Origin of the sequence: Klebsiella michiganensis (assembly GCA_000963575.1) — a bacterium.
Classification (GTDB): domain Bacteria; phylum Pseudomonadota; class Gammaproteobacteria; order Enterobacterales; family Enterobacteriaceae; genus Cedecea; species Cedecea michiganensis_A.
The window spans coordinates 3968326-3983392 of sequence record CP011077.1 but is presented as its reverse complement, the minus strand read 5'-3'; the positions used below and the strand labels follow the sequence as shown (position 1 = coordinate 3983392).

At 52.4% G+C, this 15067-nt stretch carries 17 protein-coding genes; 8 read left to right on the top strand and 9 right to left on the bottom strand.

Going from position 1 to position 15067, the window contains the following annotated elements:
- Window positions 1–585 precede the first annotated feature (585 nt).
- Window positions 586–1068 (bottom strand): SsrA-binding protein, encoded by a 483-nt coding sequence (gene smpB, locus VW41_18415; GenBank protein AJZ90843.1) that lies wholly within the window; start codon window positions 1066–1068, stop codon window positions 586–588.
- Between the two features lie 153 nt (window positions 1069–1221).
- On the opposite strand from smpB, the gene VW41_18410 reads away from it, so the two are divergent.
- Window positions 1222–1659 carry a hypothetical protein gene (locus VW41_18410; protein ID AJZ90842.1) on the top strand — a complete coding sequence of 146 codons (438 nt, stop codon included), beginning with the start codon at window positions 1222–1224 and terminating at the stop codon, window positions 1657–1659.
- A complete protein-coding gene (locus VW41_18405; GenBank protein AJZ90841.1) occupies window positions 1649–1939 on the top strand; it encodes a hypothetical protein in 291 nt (96 codons plus the stop codon). The genes VW41_18410 and VW41_18405 overlap by 11 nt, the downstream gene beginning before the upstream one ends.
- 61 nt (window positions 1940–2000) lie before the next feature.
- Here the strand turns inward: VW41_18405 and VW41_18400 are convergent, their stop codons facing one another.
- The 3 genes from VW41_18400 to ppnK all read right to left on the bottom strand — a co-directional run bounded on the left by VW41_18400 (window position 2001) and on the right by ppnK (window position 5248).
- On the bottom strand, window positions 2001–2345 hold the full coding sequence (locus tag VW41_18400; protein ID AJZ90840.1) for a membrane biogenesis protein: 345 nt from the start codon (window positions 2343–2345) through the stop codon (window positions 2001–2003).
- Between the two features lie 219 nt (window positions 2346–2564).
- Window positions 2565–4226: a recombination and repair protein gene (locus VW41_18395; GenBank protein AJZ90839.1), complete on the bottom strand. Its 1662-nt coding sequence runs from the start codon at window positions 4224–4226 to the stop codon at window positions 2565–2567.
- A 143-nt stretch (window positions 4227–4369) separates the two neighbouring features.
- A complete protein-coding gene (gene ppnK, locus VW41_18390) occupies window positions 4370–5248 on the bottom strand; it encodes an inorganic polyphosphate kinase (GenBank protein AJZ90838.1) in 879 nt (292 codons plus the stop codon).
- A gap of 95 nt (window positions 5249–5343) precedes the next feature.
- Between ppnK and VW41_18385 the strand changes: the two genes are divergently transcribed.
- Window positions 5344–5949, top strand: coding sequence for a heat shock protein GrpE (locus VW41_18385; protein AJZ90837.1), 606 nt, complete (start codon window positions 5344–5346; stop codon window positions 5947–5949).
- A gap of 206 nt (window positions 5950–6155) precedes the next feature.
- On the opposite strand, the gene VW41_18380 is transcribed toward VW41_18385, so the two are convergent.
- Window positions 6156–7442, bottom strand: a complete 1287-nt coding sequence (locus tag VW41_18380; protein AJZ90836.1) for a hypothetical protein — start codon at window positions 7440–7442, stop codon at window positions 6156–6158.
- A 20-nt stretch (window positions 7443–7462) separates the two neighbouring features.
- Window positions 7463–8251, bottom strand: coding sequence for a membrane protein (locus tag VW41_18375; protein ID AJZ90835.1), 789 nt, complete (start codon window positions 8249–8251; stop codon window positions 7463–7465).
- A 167-nt stretch (window positions 8252–8418) separates the two neighbouring features.
- Here VW41_18375 and VW41_18370 point away from each other — a divergent pair, with 167 nt between their 5' ends.
- The 5 genes from VW41_18370 (at window position 8419) to VW41_18350 (ending at window position 12169) form a co-directional block, all read left to right on the top strand.
- Window positions 8419–9780: a signal recognition particle gene (locus VW41_18370; GenBank protein AJZ90834.1), complete on the top strand. Its 1362-nt coding sequence runs from the start codon at window positions 8419–8421 to the stop codon at window positions 9778–9780.
- Between the two features lie 246 nt (window positions 9781–10026).
- Complete coding sequence (locus VW41_18365; GenBank protein AJZ90833.1) at window positions 10027–10275, top strand: 30S ribosomal protein S16; 249 nt, start codon at window positions 10027–10029, stop codon at window positions 10273–10275.
- An 18-nt stretch (window positions 10276–10293) separates the two neighbouring features.
- Window positions 10294–10842, top strand: a complete 549-nt coding sequence (rimM, locus tag VW41_18360) for a 16S rRNA-processing protein RimM (protein AJZ90832.1) — start codon at window positions 10294–10296, stop codon at window positions 10840–10842.
- Window positions 10843–10888: 46 nt separating this feature from the next.
- Window positions 10889–11656 carry a tRNA (guanine-N1)-methyltransferase gene (gene trmD / locus VW41_18355; GenBank protein AJZ90831.1) on the top strand — a complete coding sequence of 256 codons (768 nt, stop codon included), beginning with the start codon at window positions 10889–10891 and terminating at the stop codon, window positions 11654–11656.
- A 165-nt stretch (window positions 11657–11821) separates the two neighbouring features.
- Window positions 11822–12169 (top strand): 50S ribosomal protein L19, encoded by a 348-nt coding sequence (locus VW41_18350; GenBank protein ID AJZ90830.1) that lies wholly within the window; start codon window positions 11822–11824, stop codon window positions 12167–12169.
- Between the two features lie 230 nt (window positions 12170–12399).
- Here the strand turns inward: VW41_18350 and VW41_18345 are convergent, their stop codons facing one another.
- The 3 genes from VW41_18345 to VW41_18335 are packed head-to-tail and all read right to left on the bottom strand — an operon-like array spanning window position 12400 to window position 14616.
- Entirely contained in the window at window positions 12400–12885 is a 486-nt protein-coding gene (locus VW41_18345; GenBank protein ID AJZ90829.1) for a membrane protein, read from the bottom strand.
- Window positions 12882–14126, bottom strand: coding sequence for a diguanylate cyclase (locus VW41_18340; protein ID AJZ90828.1), 1245 nt, complete (start codon window positions 14124–14126; stop codon window positions 12882–12884). The genes VW41_18345 and VW41_18340 overlap by 4 nt, the downstream gene beginning before the upstream one ends.
- On the bottom strand, window positions 14119–14616 hold the full coding sequence (locus VW41_18335) for a hypothetical protein (protein AJZ92019.1): 498 nt from the start codon (window positions 14614–14616) through the stop codon (window positions 14119–14121). The genes VW41_18340 and VW41_18335 overlap by 8 nt, the downstream gene beginning before the upstream one ends.
- Window positions 14617–15067 lie beyond the last annotated feature (451 nt).

Here is a 15067-nt window from a genome sequence, read left to right as displayed (position 1 = left end):
CATAGGCTCGTCGTTTATTAAATGGAGACTATTGATGATATAGACAGGAAAAAATGAAAGCGCAACTTAAGCCATATTTAACACTATGTAAGTGGCTCTAAAGTACCAGTGAATGTAAAGGGCTCACCCAAACGGCTGAAGCCGGTTCTTTGGCTGTCGGCCGGCTACTATTATTCTTATCACCTTGAAAGATTTAAGATAAGTTTTAGGCGATGTTTTGTATTGCCCTGGTTAATTTGAAGCTTCAGTGGGGGAGAGTCCTTGCGTCTGGGAAGGTTATTGTGCCTTTTCTGGTGGGGTGTTTTCTTTTGTAAAACAGAAAATATTGGAAGAGGTTTTCTGTTTTGTGATGAGTATTGGAGGGCGATGGGGGATGTGAAAATATTATATATTTTTTAATTTGGTTTTTTTAACAGGGGAGATAATAGTGAAGGGAAATAGCATATATTATTTAGTGGCGCTTAATTAATTTCAAAGCTCCAATATTTGACCGCGCAATAATAGCTGATAATTAAAGATGCGTGTAATTTTTTTACTGGCTCTTCAGACGAAGAGCCAGCGGAGAGAGGAAGAACGAGAATCGGCTTAACGCCCCGCGTTTTTCATGATACGGGCTTTATCTACCGCCCATTCGCGATCCTTCGCGTCGGAACGCTTATCATGTTGTTTCTTGCCTTTCGCCACGCCAATTTTCACCTTGCACCAGGCGTTCTTCCAGTAGAGGGACAGAGCGACGATGGTGTAGCCGTCGCGGCTGACGCTGCCGAACAGGTTATCCAGCTCACGCTGGTTGAGCAGCAGCTTGCGGGTGCGGGTAGGATCGCAGACTACGTGGCTGGAAGCGACGGTAAGCGGGGTGAAGTTGGCGCCAAACAGATAGGCTTCGCCATCTTTAAAGATAACGTAGCTGTCGCCAATGTTTGCCTTCCCGGCACGTAATGATTTTACTTCCCAGCCTTGCAGCGCGAGGCCCGCTTCAATCTCATCTTCGATAAAGTATTCGTGGCGGGCACGCTTGTTTAGCGCAATGGTGGCTGAGCCTGGTTTGTGTGCTTTTTTCTTAGTCATAGTGCTGCTCAGTATATGTAATCCAGGAGTTCAAAGACACCCCGCAGCCTGCGCGAGGAGGAAGCGCTTATCTTAGCATGAGCGGCAGAGAGTTTTTGTTTGCGCGGTGATAAATGTTATTATTTGTCCGATTTATGACTCCCAGGAATTGTTATGCCGCAGATTAGCCGTACTGCTTTGGTGCCCTACAGCGCCGAGCAGATGTACCAGTTAGTAAACGACGTGAAGTCCTACCCGGAATTTTTACCGGGCTGCACCGGTAGCCGGGTGATTGACGCATCGGCTAATCAGATGACGGCGGCGGTAGACGTTTCAAAAGCCGGGATCAGCAAAACCTTTACCACCCGAAATATCCTGACCGACAATCAAAGCATTCTGATGCATCTGGTGGATGGTCCCTTCAAAAAGCTGATGGGGGGCTGGAAGTTCACGCCGCTCAGCGAAGATGCCTGCCGGATTGAGTTCCAGCTTGATTTCGAATTTACCAATAAGCTGATTGAGCTCGCTTTTGGCCGTATCTTTAAAGAGCTTGCCGGTAGCATGGTTCAGGCATTCACCACCCGGGCCAAAGAGGTTTACCGTGTCGCGTGAGATTCAGGTTGAGGTGGTTTACGCGCTACCGCAAAAACAGTATCTGCGGCAGGTGAAGCTTGAAGAAGGCAGCACCGTAGAGCAGGCCATTATTGCCTCTGGTTTGCTTGAGCTTCGCGACGATATCGATCTGACGAAAAACAAAGTCGGGGTTTACAGTCGGCCGGTAAAGCTGGGGGATAAAGTGAATGATGGCGATCGGGTTGAGATTTACCGGCCGCTGATTGCCGACCCGAAAGAGCTACGTCGCCAGCGGGCGGAACGTTCTGCCCAGAAATAGCCTCAGATGAAAGTAATAAAAAAGGTGCCTCAGGCACCTTTTTTTATGCATCGAGCCAACCTTATTCCCCTTTGGTCAGGGCCGGCTTGTTGTCGATGTTAGTCAGCACGCCGCTGCTGTTAAAGGTCAGAGTCAGCGTCTGCTGAGTTGCGTTCTCGTGGCCCGGCTGCTGGCGGAAGACATAGAACCAGGTATTGGTGCCGAATGGATCGGACATCATTGGTGTCCCCAGGGTGTAGGCCACCTGTTGTTGAGTCATGCCAACCCGGAGTTTGGAGACGTCATTAGGAGCCAGATAGTTACCCTGGTTGATGTCTGGGCGGTAAACCACTCGCTCCAGAGTGGAACAGCCTGCGGTCAACATCAGAAGAACCGCTGCGGCAGCAGTCAGCATTTTACAACGCATAGTGATTTGATTCCTTTTCGGGCCGGAGTAGTGCGTGGCTCATTCGTATTATGCCGATGATAATAGACCTTTAAGCAGTTTAAAACCTTAAGGCGCTCAACTCTGACAGTGGGAGCATAAAAAAGTTGGTTGAAAAGGTGGCAGAAAGTCGGATTACTTCGTGTGGTGGGCGTTTTTTGCACAATGCGCGGTGCGGAATACACCGCGCATTGTGGAGCCTCAGGCGGCCAACAGCTCTTTGGCGTTTGCCAGCGTGTTGCGCGTCACTTCGCTGCCGCCCAGCAGGCGAGCCAGTTCCTGCAGACGAGAACGTTTATCTAAAGGCTGCATATGGGTTTCGGTCATTTCACCGTCGGTTTCTTTGCTGACGAAGAAGTGGTGATGGCCGCAGCCGGCAACCTGTGGCAGGTGGGTGACGCACATCACCTGTGTCGATTCGCCCAACTGGCGGAGCAGTTTACCCACTACCGCGGCGGTAGGGCCGCTGATCCCCACATCGACTTCATCGAAGATAAGCGCCGGCGTTTCCATTTTACGGGCGGTAATCACCTGAATCGCCAGCGCAATGCGGGACAGTTCCCCCCCCGAGGCGACTTTTGCCAGCGGCTGCAGCGGCTGCCCCGGGTTGGTGCTGACGCGGAAATCAATACGGTCGGCACCTTCTGCCGTCAGGTGGTTTTCGTTAAATTCGACGTCTATGGCGAGCTTGCCGTGCGGCATTGAGAGGGAATGCATGCTTTCCGTAATCAGCTGGCACAGTTCATCGGCATGTTTGACCCGGCTTTGGTGCAGCGCCAGCGCCACGGCAAGCGCCTGCTGATGGTGCTGGGCTACCGCCTGCAGTAACTCTTCCAGCGACCCGGTTTGTTCGTCCAGCAACTGCTGTTCATCCAGCAGTTTCTGGTGGAATGCCGGTAGCTCTTCCGGCGTGATGTGGTGCTTACGAGCCAGAGAGATCTGGCGAGAAATACGCTGTTCCAGCTCATACAGACGGTTCGGATCCAAATCCAGACGATCGCAGTAATGACGCAGTTCATCGCTGGCTTCGGAAATCTGAATGGCGGCCTCTTCCAGCATATCCAGCACGCCGGAGAGTTTGTTATCCATACCTACCAGCTCACCCATGAGGTGGCGAACAGTGTACAGCTGGCTTTGTAAATTGGTTTCTTCCGCGTCTGCCAGTACGTCCAGCGCTTGCTGGCTGGTGGAGAGCAACTGGCCGCTGTTGGCGAGGCGCTTGTACTCTTCATCAATCAGTTCAAATTCACCGGCAACGGGAGAAAACTCATTCAGCTCTTTCAATTGGTAGTGGAGCAGTTCGGCTTTAGCGGAGCGCTCCTGCGCCAGCTGCTGGTGCTGCGCCAGCGTTCGGCAGCTCTGGTGCCATTCACGGTAGCGCTCTGCCATTTGTTGAGTCAGCGCCTGTTCACCGGCATAGCCGTCCAGCAGCGTTTTTTGATGCTCTGGCTTAAGCAAAAGCTGGTGGGCGTGCTGACCATGTATCTGGATAAGCAACTGGCCGAGGTCGCGCAACTGGGAGAGGGGAACAGAGGTGCCGTTGATGAACCCCCGGGAGCGGCCATCACTGCTGATCACGCGGCGAAGCAGGCACTCGCTGCCGTCTTCCAGCTGGTTTTCTTCCAGCCAGCGTAGCGCCGCCGGCGTGTCTTTCAGGGAAAAGCGGGCGCAGAGATCCGCGCGATTTGCCCCTGAACGCACCATGTCCGCTTCCGCGCGACCGCCCAGGCACAGGCCCAGCGCATCTATGGCAATAGATTTACCGGCACCGGTTTCCCCGGTGATGGCCGTCATCCCGTGATGAAAGTCTATTTCAAGTTCACGAACGATAGCGAAGTTACTGATGGTGAGTTGAGCGAGCATAGCCACCTTCCTGTATGAACTCGCCATACTTCAAGCTGCAGGGATGTGGGCTGCAACTCGAAGTATTGAGAGTTCGATTGAGTTACTGTGTTTTCATACAGTATAAACTGGTTTTATATACAGTAAAGTGGCCTGATGATTTTTTAGAATAATTTTTTCGACCAGCCAAGCTTTGAGCTTAATGTGTTGAAATAGCTGTAGTCTTTCGGGTGGATAAGATTGAGGTGGTAGTCACACCGGCGAATGAGTACGTCTTCACCTTCCTGAATAGGCAGCGCAATCTGGCTGTCGCAGCTGATTTCAAGGTCACTTCGCATATGGGAAAAACGCAGGCGAATGGTGCTGCTGCTGTTGATGACCAACGGGCGAGCAGAAAGCGTGTGCGGGAACATCGGCACCAGAGTGATTGCATCCAGCGAAGGCGTAAGAATTGGCCCACCGGCGGAAAGCGAGTAGGCGGTTGATCCGGTCGGCGTGGAGATAATCAGCCCGTCAGAACGCTGAGAGAAGGCAAAGATTTCGTCGATATAGACTTCGAACTCAATCATGTGCGCGACTTTGCCTGGGTGAAGCACGACTTCGTTTATCGCGGTGCTGAGGCGCGTAGGCGTGTCGTGCTGGCAGACCTGTGCTTCGAGCAGGAAGCGGCGCTCGGTAATGTAATGTCCCTCGAGGACGTCTGCCAGTTGCTGTTGGGCATTGTCCGGATCGAGGTCGGTCAGGAAGCCCAGGTTACCGCGGTTGATGCCAATAACCTTTATGTCATAGCGAGCCAGCACTCGCGCTGCGCCCAGCATATTGCCATCCCCGCCGACGACCACGGCCAAATCAGCCTGCTGACCTATTTCCGCCAGCGTGCCGGTTTTCACCTGTTTGAGGTTAAGCTCCTGGGCGATTTGCTGTTCCACCATCACTTCATAACCTTTGGCGCACAGCCAGCGATAGAGCATTTCATGCGTGGTCAGAGCGGTGGGGTGACGCGGGTGCCCGACAATACCGATGCAGTTGAAATGTTTGTTCATTATCCTGGTGGTCCTTATTCGAGACGTTCCTGCGACAATATGACAGGTTCCCTTGAAACCCTGAAACTGATCCCCATAATAAGCGAAGCAGCGAGATGAATGCTAAAAACGCGGAGAATTTCATGAGTAGTAAAGAACAGAAAACACCTAACGAGCAAGCCCCGGAAGATATCGCCATGGATCAGCACGAAGAAGTCGAGGCCGTAGAAGGTGCCGATGTCGTGGACCCGCGCGACGAAGAGATTGCAAATCTGCAGGCTCAGCTGGCTGAAATGAAGCATCGCGAGCGTGAGATTGAGCCACGCCATCAGGCTGACTTAGCTAACCTGCGCCGCCGCACCGAACAGGATATCGAGAAAGCGCACAAGTTCGCTCTGGAGAAATTCGTGAACGAACTGCTGCCGGTTATTGATAGCCTGGATCGCGCGCTGGAAGTGGCCGACAAGTCCAACCCGGATTTAGCCCCGATGATCGAAGGCATTGAGCTGACCCAGAAATCAATGCTGGATGTGGTTCGCAAGTTCGGCGTGGAAGTGGTGGGCGACACTAACGTGCCGTTTAACCCGGACGTGCACCAGGCCATTGCGATGGTTGAATCTGCCGACGTTGCGCCAAATAACGTACTGATGGTAATGCAGAAAGGTTATACCCTGAATGGCCGTACTATTCGCGCCGCGATGGTTTCCGTAGCCAAAGCCTGATTCGTTGCCTGAAGTAAAAAGCCAGCCCTGAGGCTGGCTTGACGTTGCTGACACAGAGGGAAAAACGTGATTTTCCCTCTGTGTGGTTATCAGTCGAAAATCAATGAATTGATTTTCCTGTTTTCTAACCAGCCGTCTGGTATTTCTTCTCTCGCCAGCGGTTTGTCAGTCGCCCGAAGCCAGCCCTGAGGCTGGCTTTTTTGTCTCTACTGCTCAACGCTTTGCCGCAGCGGCTTCACCGGCGTGACGCGCACTTGCTTAATCATGTTGTCCTGCACGTCGAGAATATCGATATCGTACTGACTTAGCCGGATGCGGGTGCCTGTCGCCGGTATCTCCTGAATCTCCTCCAGGATCATGCCATTTACCGTGCGGGCGTCGTCTTCTGGCAGCGTCCAGTTAAAAGCCTTGTTGAGTTCGCGCACGTTGGCGCTGCCTTCGATAATAACCGAGCCGTCGTTTTGTGGCGTCACTTCTTCCGCCAGCGTAGGGGACATTGACGTGGTGAAGTCACCCACGATCTCTTCAAGAATATCCTCTACGGTCACCAGCCCCTGAATATCGCCGTATTCATCCACCACCAGCCCAACTTTCTTTTTATTGCGCTGGAATTTTACCAGCTGCACGCTGAGCGGGGTGCCTTCTGGCACAAAGTAAATCTCATCGGCGGAACGGAGCATCACCTCTTTGGTAAACTCTTTTTTCTCCGTCATCAGGCGGTAGGCTTCCCGGACGCGGAGCATGCCGATAGCATCATCCAGGCTGTCGCGGTACAGCACGATGCGGCCGTGCGGGGAGTGCGTTAACTGGCGGACGATGGACTTCCAGTCGTCATTAATATTGATCCCGACGATTTCGTTCCGCGGCACCATGATGTCATCGACGCTGACCTTTTCCAGATCCAGTACCGACAGCAGCATATCCTGATTACGACGCGAAATTTGCGAGCGGGATTCATGCACGATGGTTCGCAGCTCGTCTTTGCTGAGCGCGGTGCTAATGATGTTATCGACCTTGATGCCGACCATGCGCATCAGCAGGCGGGTAATTGTATTCAGCAACCAGACCAGCGGCATCATCAGAAACTGCAGAGGGCCGAGCAGCCAACTGCTTGGGTAGGCTACTTTTTCCGGATAAAGCGCCGCGATGGTTTTAGGCAGAACTTCCGCAAATACCAGCACAACGAAGGTCAACACGCCGGTGGCAATGGCCACGCCGGCGTTACCATACAGGCGAATACCGACGATGGTTGCCAGCGCAGAAGCCAGAATATTGACCAGGTTATTCCCGATTAACACCAGGCTAATCAGACGGTCTGGTTTACGCAGGAGTTTTTCAACGCGCTTCGCTGCCCGGTTGCCCTGTTTGGCGCGGTGGCGCAGGCGGTAGCGGTTTAACGTCATCATGCCGGTTTCCGAACCGGAGAAGTACGCGGACACCACCACCATGATGATCAGGGTGACGATCAGCGTGGTGGTTGAGATGTGTTCCAAAAGCGATTTCCTTTAAGAGATTAGCTAACGAACTGCTGCAGGACACGGCTGCCAAAATAAGCGAGGGTTAAAATGCCCGCACCGGCAACGTTAAACCAGACGACGCGGCGGCCGCGCCACCCTTCATGATAGTGCCCCCACAGCAAAACGACATAGACAAACCAGGCGAGAATAGACAGCACGGCTTTATCGACGTTTTCCATGCTGAACAGGTTCTTCATATAAAAGAGACCGGTGCAAAGCGTTAACGTCAGCAGCACAACACCCACCTGGGTGATATGAAACATTTTACGCTCGATCACCATCAGCGGCGGCATTTCCGCACTGAACGCCAGCTTTTTGTTCTTTAACTGGTAGTCAATCCACGCCAGCTGCAAAGCGTACAGTGCGGCGATGATAAGCGTCGCATAGGCAAACAGCGACAGGCCGATGTGCACCATCATCCCCGGTGTGGCTTCGAGATGGGTGATAAATTCGTTGGGCATAAAGGTCGCCAGCGCCAGATTTATCAGCGCAAAGGCGTAAACAATCGGTAACAGTAGCCAACCGCGATTCCGAGAGGCGACAATGGTCATTACCGTACAAATCATCAGGCTGACGAGGGAGCCTACGTTCAGCAGGCTCAGGTTTTGCCCGCCATCGACGGTAAAGAAGCGTGCTTCCAGCGCCAGGGCATGGCTGACCAGGGCAATTGCGGCGGATAAAATGGCAAAGCGGCGCCATCCGCTGTTCTTCCGCAGAAGACCGGGAATGATCAGCGCCAGGCTGACGGAGTAGGCTACAAGCGCAAGAATGGCGAAAACGGGCATATTAAGGTGTCGGTCAAATTGGCCAGAGAACAAAAAAGTCAGTATAACGTTACCTGTCGCCTGCTCCAACCGTTGGATCACACCCGAGGCGGCTTCATGATATAATCCGCCAAATTCAGTTTTGTGTCGCGAGCTGCGGCCCCAGTTACCACGTTAGGCAAAATACCATGTTTGATAATTTAACAGACCGTCTGTCGCGTACCCTGCGCAATATTAGCGGCCGTGGGCGGCTAACCGAAGAAAACGTTAAAGAGACGCTGCGCGAAGTGCGCATGGCGCTGCTGGAAGCGGATGTAGCGCTGCCGGTGGTGCGTGATTTTATCAACCGCGTAAAAGAAAAAGCGGTGGGTCATGAAGTTAACAAAAGCCTGACCCCGGGCCAGGAGTTCGTCAAAATCGTTCGCGCTGAACTGGTTTCCGCGATGGGCGAAGAGAACAGCAGCCTGAACCTGGCGGCACAGCCCCCGGCAGTCGTGCTGATGGCGGGCCTGCAGGGCGCCGGTAAAACGACCAGCGTCGGTAAGTTAGGTAAGTTCCTGCGTGAAAAGCAGAAGAAAAAAGTGTTGGTGGTATCGGCGGACGTTTATCGCCCTGCGGCGATTAAACAGCTGGAAACCCTGGCCCAGCAGGTTGAGGTGGACTTCTTCCCGTCCGACGCTCAGCAAAAACCTGTCGACATCGTTAACGCCGCACTGAAAGAAGCGAAGCTGAAGTTCTACGACGTGCTGCTGGTGGATACCGCTGGTCGTCTGCACGTAGACGAAGCGATGATGGACGAAATAAAACAGGTTCATGCCGCGATTAAACCGGTAGAAACGCTGTTTGTGGTCGATGCCATGACCGGTCAGGATGCGGCGAATACCGCGAAGGCGTTCAACGAAGCGCTGCCGCTGACCGGCGTTGTGCTGACCAAAGTGGACGGCGACGCCCGCGGCGGTGCAGCGTTGTCGATTCGCCATATCACCGGTAAACCGATCAAGTTCCTCGGCGTGGGCGAAAAAACCGAAGCGCTGGAGCCGTTCCATCCCGACCGTATTGCCTCCCGTATCCTCGGTATGGGCGATGTGCTGTCGCTGATTGAAGATATCGAAAGCAAGGTTGACCGCGCGCAGGCCGAGAAGCTCGCCAGCAAGCTGAAAAAAGGCGACGGCTTCGACCTGAACGATTTCCTCGAGCAGCTCAAGCAGATGAAGAACATGGGCGGCATGGCGAGCATGATGAGCAAGCTGCCGGGCATGGGCCAGTTGCCGGACAACGTCAAATCACAGATGGACGATAAAGTTCTGGTGCGTATGGAAGCGATTATCAGCTCCATGACTCTGAAAGAGCGCGCGCAGCCGGACATCATCAAAGGTTCCCGCAAACGCCGTATCGCACAGGGTTCCGGCATGCAGGTGCAGGACGTTAACCGCTTACTGAAGCAGTTTGACGACATGCAGCGCATGATGAAGAAAATGAAGAAAGGCGGAATGGCGAAAATGATGCGTGGCATGAAAGGCATGATGCCGCCAGGTTTCCCAGGCCGTTAATTGACCTGGTTTACTCGCCATTTTGACGCCGGGGGGCTCAAAATTTTCACCTCCCGGCTGAACGCTCCGCTTTCTGCGCACACGCCGACGCTAAACTGACTGCGACACCGACGGTCACAAAAGGCAGAGTTTATTAACTGCTGATTGCTTTTTAGCTAGAAACGAGTAAAATTTTCGGGCTTTTAATATGACACCGGGCTCCATCCCTCGATGGGGCCCGGCGTTTTATTCACTAAAGAGGATGTTATGGTAACTATTCGTTTAGCACGTCACGGCGCTAAAAAGCGTCCGTTCTACCAGGTTGTCGTTACTGATAGCCGTAATGCACGTAACGGTCGCTTCATTGAGCGCGTTGGTTTCTTCAACCCTATCGCTAACGAGAAAGAAGAAGGCGTTCGCCTGGATCTGGATCGTGTAGCTCATTGGGTTGGCCAGGGCGCAACCGTTTCTGATCGCGTTGCTGCGCTGATCAAAGAAGCTAAGAAAGCAGCTTAATCTGTCACGGTGGTCATGATGAGCAAGCAACTCGCCGCACAGGTTCCTGTTAACCCAATTGTGTTGGGCAAGATGGGCTCCTCCTACGGTATTCGTGGTTGGCTCAGAGTGTTTTCCTCCACCGAAGACGCCGAAAGCATTTTTGACTACCAGCCCTGGTTTATCCAGCGCGGCGGTCAGTGGCAGCAAATACAGCTGGAAAGCTGGAAGCACCACAATCAGGATCTGATCATCAAGCTGCAAGGCGTTGACGATCGGGATGCCGCGAATCTTCTGACCAATTGCGAAATTGTCGTGGATTCAACGCAACTGCCGGCTCTTGAAGCGGGTGACTATTACTGGAAAGACCTTATGGGCTGCCAGGTAGTAACCACTCAGGGGTACCAGCTCGGTAAAGTCATCGACATGATGGAAACCGGCTCGAATGACGTTCTCGTCATCAAGGCAAACCTGAAGGATGCATTTGGTATCAAGGAGCGGCTGGTTCCGTTCCTCGATGGGCAGGTTATCAAGAAAGTCGATCTCGCTACTCAAACCATTGAAGTAGATTGGGATCCTGGTTTTTAAAACTCCGAAATCATACGGTAGTCGCTAGCATAATGGGGATTGGCTCGTGTTTATTGGTATTGTTAGCCTGTTTCCTGAAATGTTCCGCGCAATTACCGATTACGGGGTAACTGGCCGGGCAGTAAAAAATGGCCTGCTGAGCATTCAAAGCTGGAGTCCACGGGACTTCACCTATGACCGGCACCGTACCGTGGACGATCGTCCTTACGGCGGCGGACCGGGAATGCTGATGATGGTGAACCCTTTACGGGAAGCCATCCACGCAGCGAAAGCGGCGGCAGGGGAAGGTGCTAAGGTTATCTATCTTTCACCTCAGGGGCGCAAGCTTGATCAAGCGGGCGTCAGTGAACTGGCAGCAAACGAGAAGTTAATTCTGGTTTGTGGTCGTTACGAAGGGATCGATGAGCGCGTGATCCAAACCGAAATTGACGAAGAATGGTCAATCGGCGATTACGTACTTAGCGGCGGTGAGTTACCAGCGATGACGCTGATTGACTCAGTCTCCCGGTTTATTCCGGGCGTGCTGGGGCATGAAGCATCGGCAACCGAAGATTCGTTTGCTGAAGGGTTGCTGGATTGTCCTCACTACACCCGTCCTGAAGTGTTGGATGGCATGGAAGTGCCGGCAGTGTTATTGTCGGGAAACCATGCGGAGATTCGCCGTTGGCGCCTGAAACAGTCGCTGGGCCGGACCTGGCTTAGAAGACCTGAACTTTTGGAAAACCTGGCTCTGACTGAAGAGCAAGCAAGGTTGCTGGCGGAGTTCAAAAAAGAACATACGCAACAGCAACATAAACATGATGGGCAGGCGTAAGCCCCCTAAACCCCAAAATAGTTGGAGTTGCAGCAAGATGGCAAGCGAGTGAATCCCGATGAGCTTACTTCAGTAGGTGATTCGAGTGAATGAGAGCAGCCAGCGCAGATGCAGCTTCAAATATGAAGGGGAAATATCAGTTTACCCAGGATAAGAGATTAAATTATGAGCAATATTATTAAGCAACTTGAACAAGAACAGATGAAACAGGATGTACCTTCCTTCCGTCCGGGCGACTCCGTGGAAGTGAAAGTATGGGTCGTTGAAGGTTCTAAAAAACGTCTGCAGGCATTTGAGGGCGTGGTTATCGCTATCCGTAACCGCGGTCTGCACTCTGCATTCACTGTTCGTAAAATTTCCAACGGCGAAGGTGTTGAGCGTGTATTCCAGACTCACTCCCCAGTAATCGACAGCATTACTGTTAAACGTCGTGGTGCCGTTCGTAAAGCTAAACTGTACTACCTGCGTGAGCGTACCGGTAAGTCTGCTCGTATCAAAGAGCGTCTTAACTAAGATTCGCTCAGGCGACATCCAAATAAAAGGGCTGCCATCTGGCAGCCCTTTTTTATGGGGAAAAGAAAGTATATTGCGCCAGTAAAGGCCATCACTGTGGCTAAATAAAGGTGTGGGTTGTGTTTGATGGTTTATCCCAAACAGTCGAAAAACACGCTTTTCGGCCGTTTGTCACCGGACTGAGAGGGCTGCCATCTGGCAGCCCTTTTTATGCAGTCAATCTGCTTTGATTATGGGGCGGTAATCACGACCGCGACGCGACGGTTTTCCGCTCGCCCTTCGCCAGTACTGTTGCTGGCGACCGGGTATTTCTTACCCAGGCCCTGAGTGGTGAGGTTGCTGCGAGGGATGTGAGCACCTTCGGCCCAGGCATCTGCCACGATGTTAGCTCGCTTGAGGGAGAGCTGTTCATTGTAGGCGTCTTCGCCATAGTTATCGGTGTGACCATCCATACGGGCGTGCTTCAGGCCGGTTGCCGAGAGTCTGGCGGCCATGCTTTGGATAGTTTGATAGCTTTCCGGCTGCAGTTTGTACTGATTCTTACCGAACAAGATCTTGTCAGATAGCCCAAGTGACCAGCCGTCGTTTGATTCAGAGAAACCGTAAGCTCGCATCGCGGCAACTTGTTCAGGGGAGAACGTAGATGGCGGTGCCTGACAGCCGGTTAAAAGAAACGAGAAGAGGATTGCTGGTGCAAATAAGCGCGACGCTTTCATAATGTATCCCTTTGGGGCGGTTTTATTAGCAACTCACGTTGCCTGTGTTTTTCTATGTACATATTGCGGTCAGCGGTTTCCATCAGACTTTCCGCTGAGGTGATATCTTTCGCGAGCGCAACGCCGATGCTCAGGGTCATGGTGACCCAGTGCTCGCCGGGTAAAAGAATCGGCTGCTCGACCATCTCTTTCAACTGCTTCAGCACGGACGAGGCCTGCTCTTCGCTATTCACCGAATGAAGCAGCATGGCAAATTCGTCACCGCCGAGGCGGAAGGCGAGGTGGCGCGTATTGGCAAACATCAGCAACCGTTTTGCGACTTCGATAAGCACAGCGTCCCCGGCTGCATGACCCCAGGTATCGTTCACAAACTTGAAGTTGTCGCCGTCCATGAACAACAGCGCACTGTCGTGGAGTGTGGCGCTATCTTCAATCAGTTTATCCAGCGCACTTCGGAAGGCCGCGCGGTTTGCCAGACCAGTGAGTGGATCCTGGAGGGCCGTTTTCTGCAGGGAAGCATTTTTCAGTTGGAGCTGCTTTTGCCATTCTTCCATCTCATCCAGCAGGCTGTTGAAGTCCAGGGCAAAGAGATGGAACTCCTCAACTTTTTCCGGTGATACGCGACGAGAAAAGTTACGGTTGCTGCGGACATCGTGGACAACGTCGGTAATATTCTGCAGCGCGGCATCAATATCGCGATGTAAATGGCGTGAAATGCCTAATGCGATAACGGAGGCAAGTAAAATACAAGCCGTCAGCACACCCAGTGAGAGCCAGACAAACAAGGTCACGGTGGCATCCGTGCCTATCAGGCGCATTTCACCGATGATTTTACCGTTATGCCAGATGGGCTGCCTGATAGGATGAGGATATAGCCATCGGGTGACCAGGCCTCCCACCATGTCATGCTGAGCCGGTTTATCGGCCTGCCAGTGCGTTAGTTCCTGACCATTAGCATCTACCACCTTTGCGGCGGTAAATTGCCCTTGTTTGCCCAGTACGGCCAGAGTTTCATTGGCCGCGGTGCCGTCACGGAAAACAACGGCAGCCTCGAGGCTGTGACTCACGGTCACCGCCAGTAATTCGAGATTTTTTTGCGCATACTGCTTGAGCGTCAGCATCGAGGCGACGGAAAGCAGCAGCCAGACAACCAGCATGGCAATGACCACGCTGATTATGCTGATTCTACGTAACGTTCCTTTAAACGTTGGACGTGACGGCGTAGTCAAATCCTTATTCATGACTGTTATTTCCTGGCCGGGCCAGCAGTAATACATCCGGGCTAACCCTGACGCCGCTGCGGGCGAGTGCGTCAAGGTTTACCGAAAAAGAAACTGCGTCATTATGAATATTCAGGCAGAAAGCACTGCCAATTATGCATTGTGGGTTCTGCTCGGCAATTAACAATAAAGGCCGGGCTTGATAACGTTCTATTAATTGCAGCTGCTGTTGTGGTGACTCGTTACCAAAATAGATCCCGTCGCACTGTGCTCGCAATGCTCCCTCTGCCGACTGAACGAGCAGGGGTTGATACGAGATATCGCTATTTTTTTCGCTTAGCGTGGCGGCATAGGCTGCGGTTGAAAAGATACATAGCTTAGGTAGCCCCTGGAGGCGGGGCCAGCGTGTGTAGCTGACAATCCCTGCCACAGTAGTGCGGATCTTGGCTGACAGCCCCGGACTCGCCGGCTGGGCGGCCTGCACTTTAAATATCGTTAGCAGGAAGACGATAAGCGTTAAAAATAACGTCAGCCTGCGCAATAGAGACGTGGTTTTCACGCGCCACCAGCCCAAAAGCATCCCGGCCTATGAAACCAGCCTTTATTATTTATGATGTTGCCTTTGAGCATATCACTCCCACATATTTCCGTCATTCATTCCCAGGTGTGATGATATTCCTGATTATCCAAAATAATAACGAGAATAGCCCTGGAATGAGGGCGTAAATCGTTATCGGTTTCCCCCACGAAAAACGCTCTCATAAGGGATAATATCAGCATAGAAGGAGGAATGAATTTTTACGCGCGCTTTTGTTGAGTAATGCATGCTTGCTCGAAAAATACGCATTTTTATGCCATGTGTAATGTTAACTTTACGAATTTAGCGATAGAATGCGATGATTAATTGCTGGTGTAACGATTAATTTACGTATATTGGATTGCAATCTTTACTGTTGGCGGTT